At 61.6% G+C, this 23650-nt stretch carries 20 protein-coding genes; 10 read left to right on the forward strand and 10 right to left on the reverse strand.

What is annotated here, in order from left to right; all coding sequences use genetic code 11:
• Positions 1 to 110: 110 nt before the first annotated feature.
• The 6 genes from JQ621_RS02225 to JQ621_RS02250 all read left to right on the forward strand — a co-directional run bounded on the left by JQ621_RS02225 (position 111) and on the right by JQ621_RS02250 (position 8021).
• The gene (locus JQ621_RS02225; RefSeq protein ID WP_249124599.1) at positions 111 to 1175 is read left to right on the forward strand and encodes an alpha/beta hydrolase; all 1065 of its coding nucleotides are present in this window, start codon (positions 111 to 113) and stop codon (positions 1173 to 1175) included.
• A 237-nt stretch (positions 1176 to 1412) separates the two neighbouring features.
• Positions 1413 to 3017 carry a sigma-54-dependent Fis family transcriptional regulator gene (locus JQ621_RS02230; protein ID WP_212232782.1) on the forward strand — a complete coding sequence of 535 codons (1605 nt, stop codon included), beginning with the start codon at positions 1413 to 1415 and terminating at the stop codon, positions 3015 to 3017.
• Between the two features lie 364 nt (positions 3018 to 3381).
• A complete protein-coding gene (locus JQ621_RS02235) occupies positions 3382 to 4992 on the forward strand; it encodes an arylsulfatase (protein WP_212232783.1) in 1611 nt (536 codons plus the stop codon).
• Positions 4993 to 5088: 96 nt separating this feature from the next.
• On the forward strand, positions 5089 to 5508 hold the full coding sequence (locus tag JQ621_RS02240; RefSeq protein WP_212232784.1) for a twin-arginine translocation signal domain-containing protein: 420 nt from the start codon (positions 5089 to 5091) through the stop codon (positions 5506 to 5508).
• Positions 5493 to 6884 carry a DUF2252 domain-containing protein gene (locus tag JQ621_RS02245; protein ID WP_212232785.1) on the forward strand — a complete coding sequence of 464 codons (1392 nt, stop codon included), beginning with the start codon at positions 5493 to 5495 and terminating at the stop codon, positions 6882 to 6884. The genes JQ621_RS02240 and JQ621_RS02245 overlap by 16 nt, the downstream gene beginning before the upstream one ends.
• An 81-nt stretch (positions 6885 to 6965) precedes the next feature.
• The gene (locus JQ621_RS02250; protein WP_212232786.1) at positions 6966 to 8021 is read left to right on the forward strand and encodes a SphA family protein; all 1056 of its coding nucleotides are present in this window, start codon (positions 6966 to 6968) and stop codon (positions 8019 to 8021) included.
• Between the two features lie 165 nt (positions 8022 to 8186).
• Here the strand turns inward: JQ621_RS02250 and JQ621_RS02255 are convergent, their stop codons facing one another.
• Positions 8187 to 8495 (reverse strand): hypothetical protein, encoded by a 309-nt coding sequence (locus JQ621_RS02255; protein WP_212232787.1) that lies wholly within the window; start codon positions 8493 to 8495, stop codon positions 8187 to 8189.
• A gap of 24 nt (positions 8496 to 8519) precedes the next feature.
• Complete coding sequence (locus JQ621_RS02260; RefSeq protein ID WP_212232788.1) at positions 8520 to 8828, reverse strand: hypothetical protein; 309 nt, start codon at positions 8826 to 8828, stop codon at positions 8520 to 8522.
• Between the two features lie 98 nt (positions 8829 to 8926).
• Here JQ621_RS02260 and JQ621_RS02265 point away from each other — a divergent pair, with 98 nt between their 5' ends.
• Entirely contained in the window at positions 8927 to 9199 is a 273-nt protein-coding gene (locus JQ621_RS02265; RefSeq protein WP_212232789.1) for a hypothetical protein, read from the forward strand.
• Positions 9200 to 9224: 25 nt separating this feature from the next.
• On the opposite strand, the gene JQ621_RS02270 is transcribed toward JQ621_RS02265, so the two are convergent.
• The 4 genes from JQ621_RS02270 to JQ621_RS02285 form a co-directional block, all read right to left on the reverse strand.
• A complete protein-coding gene (locus JQ621_RS02270; protein WP_249124601.1) occupies positions 9225 to 10766 on the reverse strand; it encodes an efflux transporter outer membrane subunit in 1542 nt (513 codons plus the stop codon).
• Positions 10767 to 10775: 9 nt separating this feature from the next.
• On the reverse strand, positions 10776 to 14042 hold the full coding sequence (locus JQ621_RS02275) for an efflux RND transporter permease subunit (protein WP_212232791.1): 3267 nt from the start codon (positions 14040 to 14042) through the stop codon (positions 10776 to 10778).
• Between the two features lie 48 nt (positions 14043 to 14090).
• Positions 14091 to 15296 carry an efflux RND transporter periplasmic adaptor subunit gene (locus JQ621_RS02280; RefSeq protein ID WP_249124603.1) on the reverse strand — a complete coding sequence of 402 codons (1206 nt, stop codon included), beginning with the start codon at positions 15294 to 15296 and terminating at the stop codon, positions 14091 to 14093.
• Positions 15297 to 15727: 431 nt separating this feature from the next.
• Complete coding sequence (locus JQ621_RS02285; RefSeq protein ID WP_212232792.1) at positions 15728 to 16492, reverse strand: outer membrane protein; 765 nt, start codon at positions 16490 to 16492, stop codon at positions 15728 to 15730.
• Positions 16493 to 16614: 122 nt separating this feature from the next.
• On the opposite strand from JQ621_RS02285, the gene JQ621_RS02290 reads away from it, so the two are divergent.
• The gene (locus JQ621_RS02290) at positions 16615 to 16863 is read left to right on the forward strand and encodes a hypothetical protein (RefSeq protein WP_212232793.1); all 249 of its coding nucleotides are present in this window, start codon (positions 16615 to 16617) and stop codon (positions 16861 to 16863) included.
• Between the two features lie 175 nt (positions 16864 to 17038).
• On the opposite strand, the gene JQ621_RS02295 is transcribed toward JQ621_RS02290, so the two are convergent.
• The 4 genes from JQ621_RS02295 to JQ621_RS02310 all read right to left on the reverse strand — a co-directional run bounded on the left by JQ621_RS02295 (position 17039) and on the right by JQ621_RS02310 (position 20585).
• Positions 17039 to 17266 (reverse strand): hypothetical protein, encoded by a 228-nt coding sequence (locus JQ621_RS02295; RefSeq protein ID WP_212232794.1) that lies wholly within the window; start codon positions 17264 to 17266, stop codon positions 17039 to 17041.
• Positions 17266 to 17991, reverse strand: a complete 726-nt coding sequence (locus JQ621_RS02300) for a response regulator (RefSeq protein WP_212232795.1) — start codon at positions 17989 to 17991, stop codon at positions 17266 to 17268. The genes JQ621_RS02295 and JQ621_RS02300 overlap by 1 nt, the downstream gene beginning before the upstream one ends.
• A complete protein-coding gene (locus JQ621_RS02305) occupies positions 17984 to 19528 on the reverse strand; it encodes a DUF4118 domain-containing protein (protein ID WP_212232796.1) in 1545 nt (514 codons plus the stop codon). The genes JQ621_RS02300 and JQ621_RS02305 overlap by 8 nt, the downstream gene beginning before the upstream one ends.
• Positions 19529 to 19961: 433 nt before the next feature.
• A complete protein-coding gene (locus JQ621_RS02310) occupies positions 19962 to 20585 on the reverse strand; it encodes a hypothetical protein (protein WP_212232797.1) in 624 nt (207 codons plus the stop codon).
• 441 nt (positions 20586 to 21026) lie between these two features.
• Here JQ621_RS02310 and JQ621_RS02315 point away from each other — a divergent pair, with 441 nt between their 5' ends.
• A complete protein-coding gene (locus JQ621_RS02315; RefSeq protein ID WP_212232798.1) occupies positions 21027 to 22658 on the forward strand; it encodes an outer membrane beta-barrel protein in 1632 nt (543 codons plus the stop codon).
• A 68-nt stretch (positions 22659 to 22726) separates the two neighbouring features.
• The gene (locus JQ621_RS02320) at positions 22727 to 23449 is read left to right on the forward strand and encodes an outer membrane protein (protein ID WP_212232799.1); all 723 of its coding nucleotides are present in this window, start codon (positions 22727 to 22729) and stop codon (positions 23447 to 23449) included.
• Positions 23450 to 23650: the final 201 nt, after the last annotated feature.

A 23650-nucleotide genomic window follows, 5' to 3' on the forward strand; every position in this document is an offset into this window, starting at 1 on the left:
TCCTCACCATTGTGATCATGGCCGATTGTCGTAAGGTGGAAGGCCTCTCGAGCGCGAGAGATGTAGAGTCCGGATCAAGCAGCGTAATGGCCAGATCTCAGCGTGTCGCAATGTACGCAGCGGTGGTCGTTTCGCTTGCGCTTGGTGGCTGCAGCGGTCGCCCGTCGCAGGGCGTGCTCGTTCCGGTGACCGAGACTTTCGCAGGAGCATCCCGCGTTCCGGTGCTCGTGGCGACAACCCGTCAACGTTCCGAGGCGGACAGAGGCGAGATGTTCAGCAGCGAGCGAGGCGAGGCGGTCGCCTACGCCGCGATTACCGTATCGATACCGCCGGACTCAGGACGCGAGGTCGGTCAAATCCAATGGCCTTCCTCCATCCCAGGCGATCCCCACCGCGACTTCGTGACCGTGTCGGCGGACTACATCGACAAGCCGACCTTTTTTAACTCGGTCACCGCGCAGGCGAAGCAGGCGCGGCCCGGTAAGGTGCTCATCTTCGTCCACGGCTTCAATAACAAGTTCGACGACGCGGTTTACCGGTTTGCCCAGATCGTCCACGACTCCAAGGCGCCCGGTATTCCGGTGCTGTTTACCTGGCCATCGCGCGGCGAGCTCAAGCTGCGCGCCTATACTTACGATCGCGAGAGCGCCAACTATTCGCGCGATGCGCTCGAGGAGCTCATCGATACCCTGGACCGCAACCCGAATGTCAGCGAGGTCAATATTCTCGCGCACTCGATGGGAAACTGGGTCGCGCTGGAGGCGCTGCGGTCACGCTACATCAGGCCCGGTCGCTTCGTGGACAAGCTCAAGAACGTCATGCTCGTTGCGCCGGACGTCGATGTCGATGTCTTTCGCACCCAGATTCGCCGGATGGGAGCAAGGCGACCGCGATTTGCGCTGTTCGTGTCCCAGGATGACAAGGCACTGGCCTTGTCGAAGACCATCTGGGGCGGAGGGCCCCGGCTTGGAGAGGTCAATCCTGAGCAAGATCCATGGCGCAGCGAATTGGTTCGGGACCAGATCGAGGTCTTTGACCTGACAAGCCTCAGGAAGCCCGGGGATGACGCGCATGATCGGGCTTTCTCGGATGTGACCTCTGTTGTCGGAATGATCAAGCAACGGCTCCGGGAGGGGCAGCAAATGACGGACACCAAGTCGATCAGTATGGACTAGCCACCGAAGGGGCTCTTGGTGTGGCGGCTTTGCCCGAAGTGCGGCTTAAGACCTCCTGGCCGTTGATGTGGATCAACCGGTCGTTTCTCAATCTGATACTGTGGAACCGGGAGCGAGGCCTGGAGCACGATTTCGGCTTTTCTCAAGTCTGGCGCCCGGTGATACCGGCGCGTCGTTCTCCCTGGAATTTCGGAATTTCCCATCGTTCCATCCCGAATTTCGGGAGTACAGGTGCCAATGGCAGACGCGATGTCTCTCGGCAAGCCGTCTTTAGTGAGGACAGGACCCGGCGCGTCGGCCGATGAGCGCTTGGCGTTCGAGCGCTTGCTCGTGGATATCTCCTCAAAATTCGTGAATTTAGCCGCCGATGAGCTCGATGCCGTCACACAGACGTCTCTCCTTCGGGTTCGCGAATTTCTCGGTTTCGATCGGGTAAGTTTCGGCGAACTCGTCGAGAACGGTTTGATGGATATCCTGTACTCAAGTGCAGTCGAGGGTATCGATCCGGTGCCGAGCGGAAGTCTTTCGCTGGATTTTGTCTGGTACCTGCGCAAGCTTCGCGGCGGCGAAATGATCGTTCTTCAGACGCTGCCGGATGATCTGCCGCCGGAAGCAATCGCCGAAGCCGAATATTGTCGGAGCGCCGGCTTTCGCGCGCACGTGAACATCCCGATCCGCGTTGGCGGACGCTTCTCCGGATTCCTTGCCTTTGGATCGTTCCGGGAATCCCGACAGTGGCCGGTCGATCTGATCGCCAGGGCCAAGCTCATTGGCGAAATCATCGCGCAGGCGTTTGAGCGCAAGCGATCCGACGAAAAGCTCGCCGCGGCGCTGGCTGAGGTCAGGAGTCTCAAGGACCGCCTCGAGCAGGAAAATGCGTACCTTCGAAATGTCGTGCATGAGAAGCTGCCACAAGGTCTTGCAAGTCGCTCCCCACGTTTCCAGGAGGTTGTCGAGGAGGCGGGCCAGGTCGCGCAAACAAACGCCACGGTTCTTTTGCTTGGCGAAACCGGCAGCGGCAAGGAAGTTCTGGCGCAGGTCATTCACGATGCAAGCGCCCGGAAGGACCGACCGATGGTCAAGGTCAATTGCGCAGCGCTGCCGGCGACCTTGATCGAATCGGAGCTTTTCGGTCGCGAAAAGGGAGCGTTCACCGGCGCAATCGCGCGGCAGGCGGGCCGCTTCGAGATCGCCGACGGTTCCACGATCTTTCTCGATGAAATCGGTGAACTGCCGCTTGAACTCCAGCCCAAGCTTCTGCGCGTGCTGCAGGAAGGAGAATTCGAGCGTTTGGGCGGCTCGCGGACGATCAAGGTCGATGTCCGCGTCATCGCTGCGACCAACCAGGATCTCGCACAGGCGGTTCGCGAGGGCAGGTTTCGGGAGGATCTGTTCTACCGGCTTGACGTATTCCCGATCGAATTGCCGCCGCTACGCGAACGTCGCGAGGACATTCCGCTGCTGTCGTGGACATTCGTCAAGGAGTTCAGCAACTCGATGGGCAAGCAGATCGAGAAGATATCGCCGGACTCGATGAGCGCGCTGACAGCCTATTCCTGGCCTGGCAACATCCGCGAACTTCGCAATGTGGTCGAACGTGCGATGATCCTCGCGCATGGTCCGGTGCTGCACGTCAAGCTGGCGCACAAGCCACTTCAACTCGATCCGGCAAAAGCGACGGACGGTACATTGGATCAGGCAGAGCGCGCGCATATCGTGCGTGCGCTCGACCGGTGTGGCTGGCGCATCCGTGGTATCGGCGGCGCGGCCGAGCAGCTTGGCATCAAGCCGACAACTCTCGAATCCCGCATGAAGAAACTCGGGATCGTTCAGGCGCGGTAACGGCCCGGACTTCGGGAGGCCGGTCGTTCGCAGGCGCGCGTCTCATCCCAAGATCAACGGCACTGAGCATTCAACGACACGCGTGGAACGGCGGACCTCCGATATTTCGGAGAGCCTCCGATATGTCGTGCGCGATTCCGTCAGGCTGCGCGGGTGGCGTATCGACCGTCAGATAACTCGCTGATCCCGCATCAGTTTTTTTCAGGATGCCGATCGAGCGTGCTGGTCCGCTTCTTGCGAGGTGAGAGACCAGCGACCGGCTAGGCTAGTCGCCTTGTGCTTGTGGGCAGGCGGCGACCTGCGGCAATCCGAGCCTACGTATTCGGCGGCGCTCGCCGGCAATGGGATCACGAGAGGCAGAAGCATGAAGAATCTCAGACGGGCAATATTTGCAGCGCTCGGTCTTGCGGCGGTTTTGCTGCAGTTCGCGCCGGCCCAGGCTCAGGCTCAGGCGCCCAAGAAGCCCAACATCCTGATCATCTGGGGCGATGACGTCGGCCCGTTCAACGTCAGCGCCTACAATATGGGGATGATGGGTTACAAGACCCCGAACATCGACAGCATCGCGCAGCAGGGAGCCGTCTTTACCGACTGGTACGGCCAGCAGAGTTGCACCGCGGGCCGCGCGGCGTTTATCACCGGGCAGTCACCCATTCGAACCGGCCTCACCAAGGTTGGTCTGCCAGGCGCCCCCGAGGGCATCAAGAAGGAAGACCCGACACTCGCTGAGCTCCTCAAGCCTCTCGGTTACACCACGGGCCAGTTCGGCAAGAACCATCTGGGCGACCGCAACGATATGTTGCCGACCGTCCATGGCTTCGATGAATGGATGGGCAATCTCTATCATCTGAACGCCGAGGAGGAACCGGAGAACGTCGACTACCCGAAGGATCCTGCGTTCAAGGCGAAGTTCGGTCCGCGCGGCGTGCTGCATTGTCTGGCGACGGATAGCGATGATCCGACCGATGATCCGCGCTTCGGCAAAGTTGGCAAGCAAAAGTGCGAAGATACTGGTCCATTGACCAGGAAGCGCATGGAGACCGTCGACGAAGAAGTCACAGCCGGAGCGATCAAGTTCATCGACAAGGCGGTCAAGGAGCAAAAGCCATTCTTTGTCTGGTGGAATTCTTCCCGCATGCATGTCTTCACGCACCTGAAGAAGGAGAGCGAAGGCAAGACCGGCCTGGGCATCTTTGCGGACGGAATGGTCGAGCACGACGGCATGGTTGGCCAGTTGCTGGCCGAGCTGAAGGCGCTTGGCGTCGATAACAATACTATCGTCATGTACTCCAGCGACAACGGAGCTGAATCACTGTCGTGGCCCGACGGCGGCACGACGATGTTCCGGGGCGAAAAGAATACGCCCTGGGAGGGAGGGTTCCGAGTTCCCACGCTGATTAGCTGGCCCGGCGTTATCAAGCCCGGCACTGTCATCAACGGCCTCGGTGCGCACGAAGACATGTTGCCGACATTGCTCGCGGCGGCGGGCGACACCACGGTCACGGAGGATCTGCTGAAGGGCCGAAAGATCGGCGACATGACCTACAAGGTGCATCTCGACGGCAGCAACCTGATCCCGTTTTTAAAAGGCGAAGTGAAGGACTCGCCGCGCCAAGCCTTTATCTACTGGACTGATGACGGCAGCGTCGCGGCGCTGCGCTACCGCGATTACAAAGTGATGTTCCTGAAACAGAATGCTTTGGGTCTCCGTGCCTGGCAGCATCCTTTCGAGGAACTGCGCGCGCCGCTCATCACCAACTTGCGGATGGACCCGTTCGAGCGCGCGGAAGAAGAAAATGCGATGGGTTATCAGCGTTGGTACATCGAACACATGTACGCCTTCGCGCCCGCGGCGGCGTATGTCGGCGGTTGGCTGCAGAGCTTCCGCGAATTCCCGCCGCGGATGAAGCCCGGCAGCTTCAGCCTGGACCGCGTCATGGAGGCGGTGACCGCACCGCCGAAGGGCAGCAACTGACTGACAACCACTTGTGGGCCGGCCGCATCGAGCGGCCGGCCGCGACGGCGGAAAGAATCGCCGATTTCCGAGCGGGCCAAGCAGCAAGAGTTCGTCATGAGCAATCCGTCCCGTCGTGACGTGTTGGGCGCATCAGCGGCGGCGGCCGCTACGGTCCTCCTGGGCAGCGAACCAGTCGCAGCGGCGGAGGGGAAGACGACTTTCACCATCCTGCACACCAACGACCTCCACTCCAACTTGGTCGGGATGGCGCCGGCTTCCGACTACACGCCATTCACGCTCAACGACGACACGACCCGCGGCGGGTTTGCACGTCTTGCAACCTTGGTCTCGCAGCGGAAAGCGGCGCGCGCGGGGCAGGGACCGGTGCTGATCCTGGACGCCGGGGACTATAGCATGGGGACCGCGTTCGGTTCGGCCACCCGCGAAACCGGCGGCGAATTGCAGTTCGCGCCGCCGAGGCGCGAGCGATCAAGGTTGGGTGAGTACCAGAGGAGGGCATGGCAAAGAACGTGATCAGAACCGTTGAACAACGCCGTAAAGCAGGCAGGTTGCTGCGGGGCGGGTGTCCGCGCGCGTCGCATGCCAGTACCGGTGTCGGGCGCGGCAAGAAGCGCGACATCGTCGCAATGATCAAGGCGTCGAACCAGGACCGGGTCGAGACCCTGATCCCGATCCGGCACGGCCGTATGCTCCAGTCCGAATTCGCGTTCTTTCGCGGCACGGCCGCGCTTCAGGCCCACGATCTGGCCGGCACACCTTCCAGCGGAATCACGGTCCAGTCATGCGGCGACTGCCATCTGATGAATTTTGGCGGATTTGCCACGCCGGAACGAAATCTGGTGTTCGACATCAATGATTTCGACGAGACGTTTCCGGCGCCGTTTGAATGGGACCTGAAACGGCTGGCCGCGAGCTTCGTGATTGCCGCGCGCTGGCGCGGGTTCCGGCCCGATCAAGCGAAGGAGATAGCGGCTGAAGCCGCTCGCTCTTACCGGAAGTCGATGCGAGAGCACGCTGGGCGCGGGATCCTGGAAGGCTGGTACGCCAAGATAACGCTCGAAGATGTCCGCTCGGTCTTCGGCGTGAATGAACAGGCCCGGCGCCACGTGGACAAGAAGGCCGCCGAAGCGCAAAGGCAGACCAACGAGCACGTCGCGAACAAGATTACGGCGCCGACCTCCAGAGGGCGTTTGCGCATCGTCGACCAGCCCCCTCTGCTTTACCACGCCGACAAGCGGGACGTGAACGAGCGCACTCTGGCGGAGTTCTTCAAGCAGTATCGCAATACTCTGGCCGAAGAGCGTCGCATGCTCTTCGACCGCTTCGAATTGGTCGATGCGGCCGTGAAGGTCGTTGGTGTGGGGAGCGTCGGAACGCGCTGCTATGTCGCGCTTTTCCTCGCCGCGCCGGACGATCCGTTGTTCCTCCAGGTCAAGGAGGCGCGCCGTTCGGTACTGGAGCCCCACCAGCGGCATTCTCCTGCAGCGCACAACGGCCAACGCGTCGTGACCGGACAGCGTCTGATGCAGTGTTCGAGCGATATCTTCCTCGGCTGGTCAAGGGGGCCCGGCGGTCGCGATTTCTATGTACGTCAGCTTCGCGACATGAAGGTTGCCCCCGAGGTGGAGGCGCTGACGCCGCGAATGATGCGAGCCTACGCCACCCTTTGCGGTCAGGCGCTGGCACGCGCCCACGACAAGGCTGGCGATGCGGCAACAGTCGCGGGTTATCTGGGCGGCAGTGACGAATTCGACGAAGCGATCGCGGAATATGCTGTAGCCTATGCTGATCAGGCTGCGCGCGACTATGCGAGCTTCGTCAACGCCGTGCGGGCAGGCGAACTGAGTACCGACGTAAAACCTGGCAAGCTCGAAGTCGCGTTGAGATGAAACGGATATCGAAGCTTGCCGGTTCGATCGCCCCGAAGGCGAACAGATGTTTGATTGTCACCAGATCGCGGGAGTCTTGCCATGCCACGTAATGCGCCGGGATTTCGGACGATTGGCTTCGCGGCAGCGGGCGCGCTTCTCGCGCTCTCACCTGGCGTTTCTCGCGCCGACGAGAGCGGCATATCGTTCTGGTTGCCCGGGTTATATGGCAGCCTCTCCGCCACTCCCACCACGCCCGGCTGGTCAGCGGCTGCGATCTACTACCACACCAGCGTCAACGCATCGGGCGCGGCTGCGGCAGCGCGGGAAGTCCAGGTCGGGAGATTTTCTCCCACCGTCAACGTCAACCTGAATGTTGCTCTGAGCGGCCAAGCCGATCTGATGTTCGTGGCTCCGACCTATACGTTTGCAACGCCGGTACTCGGGGGCCAGTTGTCGGCAACGCTTGCCAGCGTCTACGGAAGAAATTCCGCGAACGTGGCTGGCACGTTGACGGCGACCGCGGGGCCGATCGTCACCACGCGGAACGGATTTCTCGAAGATGCTCTCGTCTCCTATGGGGATCTCTATCCGACCTTCAAGCTCAAGTGGAACAACGGCGTTCACAACTACATGGTTTACGGTGCCGGCGACATTCCTGTGGGTGACTATAGTGCGAACCGGCTGGCCAACTTGGGCATAGGCCACGGTGCGATCGACTTCGGCGGCGGGTACACCTACCTGAACCCGGCGTCAGGCGTGGAGTTATCGGGCGTCGGCAGCTTCACCTACAATTTCAAGAATCCCACGACACAATACCAGAGCGGTATCGATTTTCACTTCGACTGGGGCGTGTCGCAATTCTTATCCAAGCAGGTTTTCTTTGGGTTCGTCGGCTATGCCTATCAGCAGATCACCGACGACTCCGGCCAGGCGGCCGTTCTCGGCGCATTCCGCTCGCGCGTTTTCGGCATCGGCCCCCAAATTGGATATATTTTCCCGATCGGAGCCAACCAGGCATTCCTGGGCGTGAAGGGATATGGCGAGTTCAGCGCCGCCAACCGGCCATCCGGCTGGAACACCTGGTTGATGTTCTCGATCTCCGAAGCCGCCCCGGCCAGCACAGTGACGCCGACCAATCACCTGGTGAGGAAGTAGGGCGTTCGCCACGGGCAGTTAGCGGCCAAGCATTCAAGTCGTAGCGAACGTCCGTCGAGGGCAAAGCGCGAAACTCTAACCAGACGAGGCGGCGGCGCTCTTCGGCCCTGAGCCCGAGCCGAGAGGGCAGGAGACTTCGCAACGCCTGCAACGCGAGCGGCAGCCTCAGAACGGGAACGGCAATTCGCGGGCACCGAGGCTGTCAAACCCGACGCCGGTAGCGGGGCCGGTACGGTAGTGACCATTGTAATGACCGAGGGCCGGCCGGCCTTCTGCCGGCGGTGGACAGGCAAGGTCGGGCCGATCGGCGAGCAGCGGGAGCCGGCGTTCGCGATAGCGCGTTGGCCAGCAGTTGCAGTTCTGGTCGCACACCATCCGTATCTCGACGAGCGGCGGGCGGCTGCCGAGAGTGACGGTTGGATCGCCGGCCGCGAGCAGCGCGACCTGAACGGCACCGAGCAACAGATTGACCATTTCAGGCTCTCCGGAGGCGTATGTCTATCGGGTTGGTGTGAGTGAAGTTGTCCAGAGTTCGCCAAGGCGCGCGCAATCGAACCAGAAATTGTCGCCCCGGCGAAGGATTGTTTGCCGGTGGGTGCTCTTCACGAAGGTCGAGATGGCAGACGCACCGTGCGGATAGGTGATCCGCACCGTGGCTTTCAGCAGCCAGTCGCCAACCAGCGCATAGGGCAGCTCTTCAGACGAGAGAACCTCCATGTGGCAGCGAGATGACGTCGCAGCGCCGGCGCTCACCGCGGACAGCAATATGAATGCAAGCGCGACTGTGGGAACTCTTCCGTAGCTCATGGCGGGCTTTCTGGCGAAGGAAGCGGCACGTTTCGGCGCCGGATGATGACTGTCCGATAAGCCTGTGGTAGGGTTCTATCCGGCGCTGGATGACATGAATGCGGTTGCTCGGTCTTGTTCTGCGGACGCTCTTCCTTCTGGTGGTGATCGTCGTCACCTTTCGTGTTGCGACCCCCCAGAACGAGAGCTTCTGGACGGCCTACGACACGCCGTCCGACATGATTCGATTCATATTGGGCGTGATAGTCTGCGGATTCATCGGCTTCCAGATATTCCTGTATCCGAAAAATCCGGCCGAGATGGGCAAATGGGTCCCGATCGGGTTGGCCCTGGTGCCGCTCGCGCTGCTGTGCGCGCTGGTCATCTGGTAGGCGATCCACCGGCAGAGCGTCCGCATTATCTGGTCTCGCTTACCTGGATGGGCGCGGCAGGGGCGTCCGCCAGCACGCAGTCGCGCCAATCCGTCGTCTTACAATGTGCCGGCCAGCCGCCGCCGAGCGCCATGAACAGGGCGGCGGTGTCCGAGAGGCGCGTCGCTTGCGCCTGAACGCGGACGACCGCAGCGTTCAGATAGACCTGCTGGGCATTGAGCACGACCACCTGATTGACCTGCCCGAGAACGAGCTGCTTCTGAATGATGTCGAGACTTGCCTTGGCGGCGAGTTCGGCCTTGACCGCGGCTTGCACGGCGCGCGCGTCGGCCTGGAGGCTGCGCAGAGCGTCGGCGACGTTCTGCATCGCCGTGATGACGGCCTGGCGATAGAGTGCGTCCGCCTGCTCGACCGCGGCCTCGGCGGCCTTCTGCTTGTGGTAAAGCGTCAGCCCATCGAAAAGCGGCTGCGTCATGCTCGCCGCAATGACATAGAAGCTGCTCCCTGGAGTGAACAGCTCGGCCAGGCTGAAGCCGGTCGCTCCCGCATTTCCGGTAATCGTGACGTTGGGCAGCCGCGCTGCGATCGCCACGCCCACCAGGGCGTTCGTCGAGTGCAGAAGCGCCTCGGCGGCCCTGACGTCCGGACGCTGGCCTACCATCCGGCTCGGCAGGCTCACCGGCAGATTTGCGGGTAGCTTCAGCCCGTCGAGCGTAAACCTTTGCAGGATTTCGTCACTGGAGAATTGCCCGGCAAGCGCGGTCAGGAGGTCGCGCTGAACGGCGAGCTGCTTTTCTAGCGGCGGCAGCAGCTGCTCGGACTGTGCCAGTGCTGCCTCCTGCGCCAGCACATCGACCTGGGAGGCACTGCCTGCGTTGAACTGGTTCTTCGCGATCTCCAGGATACCGCGTTCGATCTTCACGACCCGCTGAATCGCGGCAATCTGGCCGCGAAGTGATGCTTCCTGGATCGCCGCGGTGACGACGTTGGCAGTCAGCGTGAGGTAGGCGGCCTCGAGCTGGAACAGTTGCTGCTCAGATATTGCATCGAGACTCTCGACGGCGCGGACGTTCTGACCCCAAATGTCAGGCACGAAACTGACGTTCAATTGCGCGGTATGGAGCGAAAATACCGATGGAGACTGGCCACCTGGGCCCGAACTCGAGGCACCGGATATTTGTTGCTCGGAGGGCGTGTAATTTGCGCCGATCTGAGGGAAGAAAAGCCCGCGTTGGGCCAACGCGTTGTATTGCGCGATTCTGATCGACGCTTCGGCCGACTGCAGGGTGGGGTTGTGCTCGACTGACATCTTGATCAGCTGGTCGAGCGGCGTCGAACGAAATGCCGTCCACCACCGCTGGGACACGTCTTCTCCGCTGACGAAATGCTGCTTCGGCACGCGAGGACCCCCGGCACTCGTGCCGGGCGAAGATAGCTTCTCTGGTGTGTAGCTGACGACGTCGGGGGCCGGCGGCGGGCTGAAATTTGGCCCCACCGCACAGCTCGCCAGCCAAAGGCTCGCGCCACCGGTTACGAGGCCGCGGGTGAGGCGGCGCGTGGCGGTCATGGGACGCATTCAGCCACCCTCCTGAGGCGCTGCTTCGGACGGCGGCGATGCGGCCGGATTGCTCTCCTCCGACGGCGCCGGCTCACGCGACAGGAAGATCTTGCGCAGGGCAGGTGCCACCACGAGCAGCAGCAGCGGACCGATGAACATGCCGCCGACCACGACGGTGGCCAGTGGCCGCTGCACCTGGCTGCCGATGCCGTGCGACAGCGCCGCCGGAAACAGGCCGACGCCGGCCGACAGCGCGGTCATCAGCATCGGCCGCATGCGCTGCTCCGCGCCGTTGAAGACGGCATCGGTGATGCTCATGCCGGTCGCGCGCAGCTCGCGGAAATAGGTGATGTTGAGGATGCCGTCCATCACCGCGACGCCAAACAGCGAGATGAAGCCGATCGCGGCCGAGATGCTGAAATCGAGGCCGGCAAGGAAGAGCGCGATCAGGCCGCCGCCGACCGCGAAGGGGATGCCGGCGAGCGCCAGCAGGCTGTCGCGCACCGAGTTGAACAGGCTGTAGAGCAACACGAAGATCAGCAGCAGCGTCACCGGCACCACGATCATGAGACGCGCCTTTGCCGCCTCGAGATTGTCGAACTCGCCGGACCAGATGATGCGGTAGCCGGTCGGAAGCTGCACAGCATCAGCGACGCGCTGCTGCGCCTCCGCAACCGTGGAGCCGAGATCGCGGCCACGCACGCTGAACTTGATCGGGATATAGCGCTGACTTTTCTCGCGATAGATGAACAGCGCGCCGGTATCGAGCGAGATGTTGGCAAGCTCGCTCAAGGGAATGTAGGCATTGGTGCCCGACGGTGTCGCGTAGGCGACCTTCAGGCTCTTGATCTCGTCGATGTTCTTGCGGAATCTCGGATCGAGGCGCACTGCGACGCCGAAGGTGCGATCGCCTTCCAGCACGTTGGTGGCCACGGAGCCGCCGAGCGCGGCCTGAACCACCGTGGTGACATCGCCGGTGTTCAGTCCATATCGCGCAGCCTTCTCTCTGTTGACCTTGATGTTGAGGTTGGGCTGGCCGACCAGATGAAAGATGCCAAGATCGGCGACGCCGTTGATGTCGCGCATCACCTCCATCACCTTGGTCGCCGTCTGCTCCAGCACGTCGAGGTTGGGGCCGATGATCTTGACCGAGTTGGCGCCCTTCACGCCTGACAGCGCTTCCTCGACGTTGTCCTGGATGTACTGGGAGAAGTTGAAGGTGATGCCGGGCAGCTCGTCGTCGAACTCCTTCTGCAACTCCTCGGTCAGCTTCTCCTTGGTCAGGCCGGGCGGCCATTCGTCGAATGGCTTGATCGGCGCGAACAGCTCGACATTGGAGAAGGGGGAGGCATCGCTGCCATTGTCGGGCCGGCCGTGCTGCGAGACGACGGTGATGATCTCGGGATGACGCAGCAGGATGTCGCGCATCTTGCGCGTCGCCTCGGTGCCCGCGTCGAGCGAGATCGTCGGCGGCATCGCGGCGCGGATCCAGAAATTCCCTTCCTCGAGCGCAGGCAGGAATTCGCTGCCGAGCTGGCTTGCCGCAAGTGCCGAGAGGGCGAGGAAGACGACGCCCGCGGTGACCGCGAGCCTGACGCGGCCGAGTGCCCAGTGCAGCACGGGCGTATAGGCCCTGCGCAAGCCGCGCACGATCACCGTCTCGGTCTCCTCGATGTGCTCGGGCAGCAGCAGCGATGCGAGAACCGGAGTGACGGTAAAGGTCGCCAGAAGCGCGCCGGCGAGCGCGTAGCCGTAGGTGCGCGCCATCGGTCCGAAGATCTGGCCTTCGACGCCCTGCATCGTGAACAGCGGCACGAAGGCGGTCACCGTGATCGCGGCGGTGAAGAACACGGCCTTGTCGACCTGCAGCGCGCTGACGAAGATCATCCTGAGCCGGTCGGTCCAGCGCGCGCCGGACGGCTGGCCGTGCGTGGGCGCGGTCGGATCGGCCCCCCAATAACCTTCGGAAAGATGTTGCAGGACTCGCGCGCGGGCTTCGGGGCTCGACTGGAAATTGCGGAAAATGTTCTCCATGATAATGACGGCGGAATCGACGATGATGCCGAAATCCACTGCACCAAGCGACAGCAGGTTCGCATCCTCGCCCTGGAGAACCAGGATGATGATGGCGAAGAACAGCGCAAACGGAATATTGGCGGCAACAATCAGCGCGCTGCGCAGATTGCCCAGGAACACCCACTGGATCACGAACACCAGGAGACAGCCGAACACGAGATTGTGCAGCACCGTGTGCGTGGTCACGCCGACCAGCGCGCTGCGGTCGTAGTAGGGCACGATCCTTACGCCCGGCGGCAGCGTGCCGTCGCTGTTGATCTTGGCGACTTCATCCTCGACCTTCGGAATGATGTCGTTGGTATGCTGGGTCCGTCCCATCACCACAATGGCCGCGGCGATGTCGTCATCCTTGTCCTTGCCGGCGATGCCGAGCCGCGGCACATAGCCGATCGTGACCTTGGCGACGTCCTTGATCTGGATAGGCAGCCCGTTCTGCTGGGTCAGGACGATGTTCTCGATGTCCTGGACGTGGTAGCCCTTGGTGACGTCGTCGGCGCCGCCGGAATCGATCAGGCCGATGCCGCGAATGTTGACCGACTGCTGCCCGATCGCGATCTCGCGGCCACCGACATTGGCGTTGGAGTTGCCGAGCGCGGTGACGAGCTGGGGCACGGTGATGTTGTAGGATTCGAGCTTGGCGAGGTCGGCGTCCACATTGAATTGCTTGGTGGTCCCGCCCCAGGAATTGACCTGGACGACGCCGGGGATGGTCATCAGGCGCCGCGTAACGACATAGTCCTGCAAGGTGCGCAAGTTCGTCAGGCCGAAATTCGGCGGGCCGACCAGCCGGTAGCGGTAGATCTCGCCGACCAGGCTCGACTGCTGGATCGTCGGCACGAGATTGCCGGGAAGCTGGATGTTCTGCTGGATGCTGTTGGCGGCCTGCGTCAGCGCGAAATAGTAATCGACGCCGTAGCGGAAAGTGACGCGGACAAAGGACAGGCCGTAGAACGAGGTCGAGCGGATGTTGACCACGCCCGGCGTCGGATAGAGGCCGACCTCCATCGGGATCGTGTAGTACTTCTCCATCTCCTCGGCCGAGAGCCCCGGCGCCTGCGCGGTGATCTCCAGGATCACCGGCGCCGGATTAGGATAGGCCTCGATGTTCAGCTTGCTGAAGGCGACAAGGCCCGCGGCGCAGAACACGATGAGGCCGAGCACGACGATCGCGCTTCGGGTCAGGCCAAACTGGAGAAGACCTTTAATCAAGATGGCACACTTGCAGCGGGCAGCAGGAGAGCGGGATGCACAACCGGGTCAGCCCGTGGCCGCGATGGCAAACTTGTTGCTGAGGAAGATTGCGCCTGATGAAGCGACCAGGTCCCCCGGGTTCAGGCCTTCGAGGATCTGACGCCAACCATTCTGCTCCAGCCCGACCTTCACGGTGCGCCGCTTGAAGCGACGACGGTCGGTCGTGACCCAAACTGTCATGGATCCGTCACCTTCGCGGACGATGGCATCAGCGGGGACCGCAACCGAAGCTTTCGGTCCGTCGATCTCGATCGAGAAGCTGGCCAGCATGCCGGCGCGCAGCTTGTGGCTCGGGTCTTCGATCACGGAACGAACCAGCTGGCGGTGCGTGCCGGGATCGATATTGACCCCGAGCGTCGTCACCGTGCCGCGAAACACCTCGTCCGGATAGGCCGGCACCGTGACGGCAACCGGCTGGCCGAGACGGTAGGCGGGAGCGTCGGTCTCGATCACGTTGGCGATCATCCACATGGTGGAGAGATCGGCGAGGGTGTAAGGCGCGGGCGCGTTCCCGGGCTGGACATAGAGGCCGGGGGCCGCGCTGCGGGCCACGATCTGGCCCGAGATCGGACTCGGCACGCGCAGGATCGAATCGAGCTTGCGATCGGCGAGGATGCGGTCGATCTCCTCGTCGGTCTTTCCGAAGATGCGCACGGCGTCGCGACCGGCCTTGTAATTGCCTTCCGCGGTCTGCTGGTCTGAGGTCGCCTGGTCGACGTCTTTCTGCGCGCCGCCGCCCGTCTTCAGAAGCTGCTTCACGCGATTTAGCGTCCGGGTCTGCAGCTCCAGCACGCCGGCCGCCGCCAGCAGCGAGGATTCAGACTGCAGCAGGTCCGGACTGTCGATCGTGAACAGGGTCTGTCCCTTGGTGACGGTATCGCCGACGTTGAGGACAACATCGACGATCTTCCCCGGGTTGGTCGTGAACGCCTGGACCAGCATGTTCTGGTTGAAGTCGATCGAGCCGACCGCATTCTTCACGACGCGGAAGTTGCGCGATTCCGCCGGCTCGATCTTGAAACCGCCGGCCTGCTTCTCGCTGATGTCGACGGTCTGCTGCGCGACATCGACGTCGCTCGGCGCGGCCGCTGGTGCCGCCGCCTTGGCGGAGCGCAACTCGCCGGTGTGTGTCAGCAGCCAGGCGCCGCAGGCGATGGCGGCCACCGCTGCAATGCCGGCCGTCATCCCGGCATGCTTGACGCGAAATGCCATCACATAGCCCCGTTCCACACGCTTCGGATGTCCGCCCTCGGACCTGCTGGATCGCTGCACGAAGTCTGCGACGCGGAGCATCGGGGCGGACGAAATCTTGTTAACAAGCCCAACTGACGTCAACCTTACAGTGATGCGACGCTTGGGTTGCCACAGGTCAGTATTAACGGCGCGTTTATCTGTTTTCGATGCAGGAAACGGGGAGAATTAATACACAAATGATAGCGCCGAATGAGCGCCAACGCGCGATTGAACAAAAGCCGGTCCACTGCACACCGCCTTTGCCTGCGCTGCGATCAATTCAAATTTCTCGACGTGCAAATTGCATTTCGGATTGTCCGCCTTTCGCAGGATTAGCCGCAAACAAAAAAAGCCCCGGACGGACCGGGGCTAAGGAGTCTGGAGGTTTGCAGAGATAGTCGAGGTGGAATTCAGTATTTGGCGACGACCGGGCCGTCCCAATGCAGCTTGTAGTTCACGCCCACCAAGACGGTCTGAACGCGCTGCTGGGAGCCGATGACTTCGCCTGCGCCGCCGTCGGGCAGGGTGAAGGATTGCGCGTTGTCATCGTGGAACCACATGTAGTCATACTCGGCGAACACCGACCAGTTCGGTGCGAACATCCACTCGGCACCGATGCCGGCCGTAATGCCAGGCTGGTAGAAGCTCGCGGACTCGAACAAGCCGCCGCCTGGCGCGAAGACCTGATTGCGATTCTTGATATACGCCGCGCCGCCCTTGAGATAGCCGAGGAATTGCGGCGCCCAGAGATAGCCGATGCGGCCGGTCGCGGTGTAGATCTCCTTCAGGTTGTTCGCTTCCGAGAAGGTGGGGAAGTCCGTCAAGGCGTGCCGGCCCTTGATGTTGCCGAAATCGAAGCTGCCGCCGAAGCCGAAGACCAGATTGCCGGTCTGGAAGTCGCAGCCGACTTGTCCGCCGCCGATGAAGCCGCTGTCGTTTTCGCGGCCGTAATTTGCGGGCGCCGCGGCGCCGGTGGCGTCAGAGATGCGCTGGGTATCCAGCCGCGTCCACCCGCCGCCGACATTGGCGCCGAGGTAACAGCCGGTCCAGTTGTAGAGAGACACCGCCGGCATCGGTCGCGCCTTGAGCGGCAGGTCCGCAGCATTCGCCGTGACGGTAGTACCAAGCCCCAGCAACATTCCCGCGACGAGTGCGGATTTCAGTCTAGCGTACATTCAAGCCCCCTGCATGGCCGTCTGGCCAATCCGTTGTCGATGACGATCTTATGGAGAGCAGGAGGATTCCGCGATGTAGAAACGGCTTTGAAACCGCAAAGAGGCTGCTTTTTGAGCGCTCGTTGCGCGCTCGCGACATCGCAAAGTGCCGCAAACAATTAAGAGAAAATATCTTTCGCCGGAGCGCGAGGGTTTTTCTGGATGAAGAGACGGAACGGCTTGGCCATGCACTGCAGGCCAGTCACTTCGCGTTTGCGCCGTTGTTTATCGGCTTTCGCGTGCGCGGCAACGATCACGTTCGATCGCCCGTGCGCCAGACGAAGATGATGAAAATTGCGACAACGACTGCACCGGCAAGCATCCAGTACTGAACGTCGAAACCGAAAAAGTTGAATTTCTGAATGAGCAAGTCCACCGCGTCCGCCCCTTTCTTGTGCAAGGTAAGCGGTTCGCGCAAAAAAATATATTATTTATTTACGGGCGCGAGTTCGTGCTGTGCACGAGCGCTCTACCCGTGCGGTTTACCTGAGTGAAGCGGAAGGGCGATCAGACGGCCGCGCGTGAGGCGCGCTCGATGACGAGACCGTTGAGGAAGTCCTCGAGCGCAATCCGGCCTGCCTGATAGGCGGCGTGGTGCGAGGGAAAGTTGGACTCCCTGAGCCTGACGCCCATCGGCTTGCGCTTGCGGCGGATTTCCCAGAACCAGCCGTCTTGCACATTGCCGCTCCAGGAGACGACCAGGTAGAAGCAGCGGCGCGGGCAGGGACGAAGCATCAGCTCACCCGATCGGCGACGGGCACGGCGTCGAACCGGTTCTGAAGCCGGTAGCCCACCCCGGATTCCGTTATCAGCAGGCGCGGCTGATTCGGATCGGTCTCGATCTTCTGGCGAAGCTTGCGCACGAGAATGCGCAGGTACTGGATGTTGTCGCGCTGATTGCCGCTCCAGATCTCCTTGAGAAGCTGGTCATGCGTGACGACGAGCCCGACATGCATGGCCAATACGTGCAGGAGCCGATACTCTTTGCGCGTCAGTCGAACCAGGGTCTTGTTCAGGGAGACGGTTCGGGTCACGAGGTCGACCGAGAGCGGGCCTGCGACGACGACGGGATTCTCCGTCGCCGATTTGAAGTACCGACGCAGTGCTGCCTCGCTGCGCGCGAGCAGCTCGGCCATGCCGAACGGCTTGACCACATAGTCATCGGCGCCGGCCTGAAGCAGACGAACCTTGTCGTCCTCTCCTGCAGCGACGGACAGGATGATAATCGGTACGTTCGACCACGCCCGAATGCGTTCGAGAACCTCTGCGCCGTGAAGGTCCGGCAGGTTCAGATCAAGAACAATCAGATCCGGCGGACTGAATGTCGCAATCTTGAGAGCCTCCGCTGCGTTTTCCGCCTCCAGCACCACGAAGCCGTTGAGCTCGAAGCCCGCACGCAGGAAGCGCCTAATCTTCGGCTCGTCGTCGATCAGCAAAACAACGTTCGCGGGCTTACTCATTGGCAGAGGCCGTCAGTTCGCAGGTGGACGATGCTGATGCGGGCAGCGAGATCGACACCGTTGTGCCTTGTCCGGCCCCCCGGCTTTGAACCGAAAGGGTGCCTCCATTGGCTTGGACGAAGGTCGTCGCGATCCAGAAACCAAGACCGGAGCCTGGAACGGAAGTTTGGTGCCGTGCGCTGCGGAACGATCGGTGGCCAAGCTTCTGCTGCTCGTCGGGCGTGATGCCGACACCCTGGTCGCAGACCTGCACCACCACGTGCCCCGGTTCGGATCGTACTTCGATGGCGATAATCGAGCCGGAGGGCGAGTATTTGGCGGCGTTCTCGAGGATCTGACCGCAGGCTTCCTCGACCAGGCCGGAATCGACGTGGATCAACGGCAGCTCGTCGGCGAACGCTGTCTCGATCCGATGTGCGGCAAGCCGGCGCCCGCGCTGCTTGATGGCACCGTTGACGATGTCCCTTGGGTCGGCCCATTCGAGGCGCGGGCTGAGGCCGCCGGCAGTGACGCGCGTTGCGCTCAACAGGTTCTGGATGTAGCCATCGAGTTGCGCCGTCTCCTCGGAGATGGCGTCGACCAGGGCACGCGTGCGCGCGTCCTCGCGCACGGCCGGAACGGACTCGAGCACGCTGGCCGAGCCTTTGATTGCGGCGAGCGGCGAACACAGTTCGTGCGAAAGCGTGCCATGGAAGGCATCGCGCAACAGCTGCGCCTGCAGGTGCAGCCTGGCGCTTTCCATGGCCTTGCCGATGTCGAGCCGCTGCAGCGCCAACGCAGTCTCGTCGAGGACAGCCTCGATCCGCATGGTTCTCGCCTCGATCGTCTGCTGAGAGCCGATGCCGATATTGATGGCGATAACGCCGTGCACCGAACCGTCGGACGAGATTGCGCGGAGCAGCCAGATTTCCCTGCGCCGCTCATCGACGATCGTGCGGGCGAGCGGACCGACGCCCGCATTCATCGCCGCGGCGGTGGTCTGCACATCGGGCGGTGCGAATCGCGCCTCCGAAGGCTCGAAATGACCATCGGCAGTCGCCACAAAAAAGGTCGCGGGATGCCCGAAGGCGAGCTCGAGGTGCCGCTGTATCGCGGCGACCAGATCGGCAATCGTGAAGCAAGCTGCCAATCTGCGGGAGAACTCATAGAGCGCATGCATCTCCTGCTCGCGCTGGCGCAGCGTCTCGGTTTCCTTGCGCAGCCTTGACGCCAGATTGCTGCTGACCAGCGAGACGATGAGGAACAGCAGCAGATCGACCGCTTCCGATGGGTCATCCACGCGAAAGCTGTAGATCGGCGCGAAGAAGAACCAGTCGGCCGCGGCCATGCCTGCAACCGATGCCAGGATGGCCGGCCAGATGCCCCATCTGGTTGCCGCCAACATGACGGGAATCAGATACGCGAGCGGTACCAGCATGGTGGCAACGTTGACGTCGACCGCGAGCAGGGCAGCGGTAACCAGCCCTATGCTGAGGAGCGACAGCAGGAGCGGAACAACGGTACGTCGCACGAAGCTGTGTGGAGCGAACTCCCGCAAGGTGGTCGCTCCGGTCCGTCCCAGTTCGATTCGGTTCGGCCGCATGATCGCCATTGAAAACATGCGGCTTAGATGCAGATGAAAGATCAAAATACGTATGCGCCTTCGCTGGGCGACATCGAGACCTGACTGCCGGTCAGGTCAGTCTGCAAGCGGGACGTGGTCGGACGTCGATGACAATGGTCCCCCGATCGGCATCCGCCGATGGGATGTTCGCCCCAAAGTCGCTAAACGTCACGATGCAGATCCAGCTTCAATGTCGTCAACTACCCAGCGACTCAACGATGTTCCAAAACTGCGTAGAAAATCTATGCTGCTGTGCCCACGCAGAAATATAAAAGTAATAGTCAAACGGCTCCGGAAAACTACGGAATTTGCCGCAAGTCCCGCGCGCGTCGGGAGCAGCCTATGGATTTGCGATGGGGAGAGTTGATTAGCCTCTGGCCGGCGTGGCCGGCCCGGAGGATACAGCTTCGTGCCCCTCTCGAAGCATGCTCGCATATTGGAGGGCGCGCTTTGCGCCGAGCAGTTCCGGCTTGGACGCACGGTAGAGGCCGACTTCGTCGGCCAGGCGGCTTTGCGGAACTGCCAGCGCGGCGACCGCGGCGGCGCTGATCTGCTTGGGCGGATAGAGATAGAATTCCATCAGCGGCATGTGCGGTCCGTGCGCGCTCTGCTGCAGGATATCGAGAGCCGTCTCTCCGGCCTCGGGATAGATCGCTCTCCATCCGGCAAAGCTGCTGGCGAGTATTTCCAGCGAGAGTATCGTCGTTGCGATCTGCACGAAGCCTTCATTGGCTTTCTTGGCACTGCGGGTGGTCGAGGCTTTGCGGAGCAGATGCCGAAGCTCTCCGTGACGTTCGATCAGCGGGCCCATGCGAAATTGCCAAAGCATGTTCGGCAGCGACGCGAAGCCGTGCACCTCGTGATACGATTCGATCAGGCTGCGGCACTGTTGCGTCAGGTTCTCTGGCAGGAAAGTGAGATCGAACTCGATTTCGTTTCGTTTCCGAGACGCCTTGCCGTTGATGCGCGCGGCACGAGTCACGGCTTCCATGGTCGAACCTCGCGAAGCAGATTGCTTGTACGATCAGCATAGCGACTCCCGACATATATCTTCGATCAACAATCCGGCGCGCTCACGTAGCAAAAAAATAGCGTAGGCGCGTTGCGCCACGATTGTTGCGACCAAGTCTGGCACTGCAGCGAGCGAAGTATGACGAAAATGACACAGCTTGCAGGAAAGGTTTGCGCTGCGACATCGTTCGAGCGTCAAAAGAGCGCTTTTTCGCCGACGCTTTGAGCAAATGGGCTGAGCACTTGATGCTTGTGCAGGCAAATGGCGCGCGGTGGCGTCACTGCGCTATTTTATTTTAATGAAGCCGAGTGGGAAACCGTATCGCTTTTTATTGGCCGCATCACGAAGGATTGCACCGAGCTTAACGAAACCGAAAGAACGCCTTGAAGGCGTCGGTACTCAACCGCTTGGGGCAATATGATGAGAAACTATCTTTTGGCAGGCGCATCGCTCGTTGCGATGATGGGGATGGGCGGCGCTGCCAATGCGGCGGACACGCTTCCGCCGGTGGGGCAGACGTTCTGCGATCCGTACAAGAAGTATTCGTGTCTCGACAGCTATCTCGGCACCGACTTCTTCACGCGCTTCATCAACTACTATCGGCTCGAGTGGAATCACGACGCCGCGCCCGCCGATCCGAAGGCGCCGCCGTCACGCCGCGCCGAATGGCCGACGACGCCGCAAAGCACGCCGCCGATGCCCTTCACGGAGTGGCCCTATGGCGGCACGACCAACCTCGGCGTGACGCGGCCGAGTTCGGTCGACAGCCCGTTGATGAGTGCGCTTTCCAACACCACCCTCGGATCGTGGATGAACGACGCCCATATCCAGGTGTACGGCTGGATCGATCCGGGCGGCAACCTCAGCAGCAACACCGTCCGTGGCGGCAATGCCCCTGCCGCCTACAGCTACAATCCCAACACGGTTCAGCTTGATCAGGCGGTTGTCTACATCGAGCGCCTGCCCGACACGGTCCAAAAGGACCATGTAGATTGGGGTTTCCGCATCGCGCCGATCTATGGCGAGAACTATCGCTACACCACGGCCTACGGCCTGTGGAGCAACCAGCTGCTCCAGCAGAACAGGAACTACGGCTATGACATGCCGATGGCCTACGGCGAAGTCTTCATTCCGCAGGTCGCGGAAGGTCTGAACATCCGCTTCGGACGGTTCATCTCGATTCCGGACATCGAAGCGCAGCTCGCGCCGAACAACTACATGTACTCGCATTCGATGACCTATACGTTCGACAACTATACCAACACGGGTGTCCAGGCGACGCTGGCGGCGACGAAAAACCTGATTATCCAGTTGGGTTCGACGATCGGCACCGAGGCGATGCCCTGGCAGTGGGGTGCGAGGATCGCGAATACCAATCCGAACCCGCTTTATCCCGGCACCACATTCCTGAAAGATCCAGGTGCAAGACCGAGCATCACCGCCGGCGTCCGCTATACGACCGACAGCGGCAACGACAGCATCAACATCGTCGCAGACGGCATCAACAACGGCGTCTGGGGCTACAACAATCTGCAGTGGTACGGACTGACCTACTACCACAAGTTCAACGACCAGTGGCACGTCTCGTTCGAGAGCTATAACGGGCATCAGAGCGGCGTACCGAACCTGAACAATGCCGTTGTGCAGGCCATCAATGCTGCGGGTGCGGGCACGCCGTTCTCGGCGAATATCATGCCGTTCAACGCGCCCGGCCAGGCGTTTTGCAAGAACGCGGATGCACTCACCTGCAATGCCTCCTGGCAGACTTACCTGATGTACCTGAACTACAAGGCAACGCCGCTCGATAACATCTCCTACCGTTTGGAGTGGTTTGACGACAAGCAGGGCCAACGTACCGGCACCAAGACCCGTTACGTCGAGACCGGCATCGGCTGGCAGCACTGGTTCTCGCCCCAGATCGAGATTCGGCCTGAGGTTTCGTTCTACAGGGCGCTGGATGCGTTTGCGTTCAACGGCAACTCGAACCTCGGTATCCCGGCGAACCGCAAGAACGCCCTCATCGGCTCGGCGGACATCATCATTCACTTCTGATGCGCGGCAAAGCGGCGCGGCCTGGATCGCCGCGCTTTCATCAGGACCATTCGACAGGGGTTTTCAAAATGAAGCGGTTTCTTCTCACCACGGCCTCGCTCTGCGCGCTTGGTCTCGCATCGCCGGTCTATGCGGCCGATCTTCCGATCTACGGCAAGGCGCCGGCGATGGCGACGCCAGCCTATGACTGGAGCGGTTTCTATCTCGGCGTATTCGGCGGATATGGCCTCGGCAACCATAATCTGAACAACGCAACCGGTCCGGCGGGCTTCGCGAACTTCACCGCCAACTACGATTCCACGGGCGCCCTCGGCGGTGGCGAGATCGGCTACAACTGGCAGTCCGGCAACATCGTGTTCGGCGTCGAAGCCACTGGCTTCGGGGCGGACATCAAGGGTGGCGACAATTTTGCCCTCGGTTGGGATGACTCGACCAAGCTGCGTTGGGGCGGCACGGTTCGTGCGCGCGGTGGTATCGCGGTCGATCGGCTGCTGCTGTTCTTCACCGGCGGCTGGGGCTACGGCGCGCTGACGCATACCAATACCAATCCAGGCGTCGGCGTCGACACGTTCAAGACGACACGCAGCGGCCTCGCCGCAGGCGGCGGCATCGCCTATGCGATCACCGAAAACCTGATCGGGAAGTTCGAATACACCTACCTCGATCTCGGCACATTCCGTCGCGATGCACCGACCAACGGTGTGCTGGCTTACAACGTCGCCAACACATATTCGCTCGTGACGCTCGGCCTCGACTACAAGTTCGGAGGCCCGGTGGTGGCGAAGTACTGAGACCGTTGGAGGAGGGGGACAACATGACCGACACGAGGCTAGGTCGGAAGATTGCGGCGATGATCGCTCTCGCATGGCTCGGCGCGTGCCTTGCCGGCTGCGTGAGCGATCTTGGCGCGGCGACCGGAGACACGTCTGGTACCCATCAGATGCGCTACTACGGAGGACCCAAATATCCGATGTGGCCGAGCCAATGAGTTC

Origin of the sequence: Bradyrhizobium manausense (assembly GCF_018129685.1) — a bacterium.
GTDB classification, from domain to species: Bacteria; Pseudomonadota; Alphaproteobacteria; order Rhizobiales; family Xanthobacteraceae; genus Bradyrhizobium; species Bradyrhizobium manausense_D.

What these genes read in the sequence shown, in the direction of transcription:
- JQ621_RS02225 (WP_249124599.1), top strand. Translation starts at nt 111, where the DNA reads ATGTACGCAGCGGTGGTCGTTTCGCTTGCGCTTGGTGGCTGCAGCGGT.
- JQ621_RS02230 (WP_212232782.1), top strand. Translation starts at nt 1,413, where the DNA reads ATGGCAGACGCGATGTCTCTCGGCAAGCCGTCTTTAGTGAGGACAGGA.
- JQ621_RS02235 (WP_212232783.1), top strand. Translation starts at nt 3,382, where the DNA reads ATGAAGAATCTCAGACGGGCAATATTTGCAGCGCTCGGTCTTGCGGCG.
- JQ621_RS02240 (WP_212232784.1), top strand. Translation starts at nt 5,089, where the DNA reads ATGAGCAATCCGTCCCGTCGTGACGTGTTGGGCGCATCAGCGGCGGCG.
- JQ621_RS02245 (WP_212232785.1), top strand. Translation starts at nt 5,493, where the DNA reads ATGGCAAAGAACGTGATCAGAACCGTTGAACAACGCCGTAAAGCAGGC.
- JQ621_RS02250 (WP_212232786.1), top strand. Translation starts at nt 6,966, where the DNA reads ATGCCACGTAATGCGCCGGGATTTCGGACGATTGGCTTCGCGGCAGCG.
- JQ621_RS02255 (WP_212232787.1), bottom strand. Translation starts at nt 8,495, where the DNA reads ATGGTCAATCTGTTGCTCGGTGCCGTTCAGGTCGCGCTGCTCGCGGCC.
- JQ621_RS02260 (WP_212232788.1), bottom strand. Translation starts at nt 8,828, where the DNA reads ATGAGCTACGGAAGAGTTCCCACAGTCGCGCTTGCATTCATATTGCTG.
- JQ621_RS02265 (WP_212232789.1), top strand. Translation starts at nt 8,927, where the DNA reads ATGCGGTTGCTCGGTCTTGTTCTGCGGACGCTCTTCCTTCTGGTGGTG.
- JQ621_RS02270 (WP_249124601.1), bottom strand. Translation starts at nt 10,766, where the DNA reads ATGACCGCCACGCGCCGCCTCACCCGCGGCCTCGTAACCGGTGGCGCG.
- JQ621_RS02280 (WP_249124603.1), bottom strand. Translation starts at nt 15,296, where the DNA reads ATGGCATTTCGCGTCAAGCATGCCGGGATGACGGCCGGCATTGCAGCG.
- JQ621_RS02285 (WP_212232792.1), bottom strand. Translation starts at nt 16,492, where the DNA reads ATGTACGCTAGACTGAAATCCGCACTCGTCGCGGGAATGTTGCTGGGG.
- JQ621_RS02295 (WP_212232794.1), bottom strand. Translation starts at nt 17,266, where the DNA reads ATGCTTCGTCCCTGCCCGCGCCGCTGCTTCTACCTGGTCGTCTCCTGG.
- JQ621_RS02300 (WP_212232795.1), bottom strand. Translation starts at nt 17,991, where the DNA reads ATGAGTAAGCCCGCGAACGTTGTTTTGCTGATCGACGACGAGCCGAAG.
- JQ621_RS02310 (WP_212232797.1), bottom strand. Translation starts at nt 20,585, where the DNA reads ATGGAAGCCGTGACTCGTGCCGCGCGCATCAACGGCAAGGCGTCTCGG.
- JQ621_RS02315 (WP_212232798.1), top strand. Translation starts at nt 21,027, where the DNA reads ATGAGAAACTATCTTTTGGCAGGCGCATCGCTCGTTGCGATGATGGGG.
- JQ621_RS02320 (WP_212232799.1), top strand. Translation starts at nt 22,727, where the DNA reads ATGAAGCGGTTTCTTCTCACCACGGCCTCGCTCTGCGCGCTTGGTCTC.